This is a genomic window from Kitasatospora nipponensis, assembly GCF_039528135.1.
Lineage (GTDB): Bacteria > Actinomycetota > Actinomycetes > Streptomycetales > Streptomycetaceae > Kitasatospora > Kitasatospora nipponensis.
This window is the reverse complement of record NZ_BAAALF010000490.1, coordinates 543-1,141: the sequence shown is the minus strand read 5'-3', so window position 1 is coordinate 1,141 and position 599 is coordinate 543. Positions and strand designations below refer to the sequence as shown.

The following is a 599-nucleotide window of genomic DNA, read 5'->3' as shown; positions in this document are numbered from 1 at the left end:
CACGGTAGGCATCACGCAGCGCCTCCGAGCCCTCCCACAGCGAGCCGTCGCGGCGGTGGACCACCACGTTCTGGGCGTAGGTGGCCACGAAGGCATCGAGGTCATGGGCGTTGTAGGCATCGAGCTGGCGTTCCACGACGCTCTGGGGATCGATCACGACAGTCATACGCCGGATTATGTCCCAGCTCAGAGCGAGCCGATCGCGCTCCGCCCCGCCTCAGCCCCTCGGCCGCGTTCGCCGGGGCTGAAGCACCCGGACCTCGCCTCCTCGCTCGGTGATCCATCGCTCCGGATCGACGCCACCGAGTTCCACCGACTCCGCCCCCTGACACAGCATCACCAGCCCGAACACCGATCCGACGAGTCCCTCGACCACCGTGTCGGCGTCCACCAAAACCTTGAGCCAATCAGCGGCCGGCGCTTGCTCCAGCGCGCCCGAGTTCGCTGCTCAAACCTCGGCCTGCCAGCTTCGGGTCTCCCGACCGTCCTGGTCCCACGCGTAGCCGGCCACTTCCGTGCTGGTATCCGTGAACAGCCGCCGGGACTCTAGCCGCCCGTTGGGATGCCAGGGCAGAGCCTCACCGGCGAGACCACCCTGC

At 68.1% G+C, this 599-nt stretch carries 2 protein-coding genes; both read right to left on the bottom strand.

The genetic code is table 11. From position 1 onward, the window contains the following. Positions 1-166: nuclear transport factor 2 family protein (locus ABD323_RS41400; protein ID WP_344447250.1), on the bottom strand; the 166-nt coding region annotated here is incomplete at its 3' end. 51 nt (positions 167-217) lie between these two features. Further along, positions 218-391, bottom strand: coding sequence for a hypothetical protein (locus ABD323_RS41395; RefSeq protein WP_344447249.1), 174 nt, complete (start codon positions 389-391; stop codon positions 218-220). Positions 392-599 lie beyond the last annotated feature (208 nt).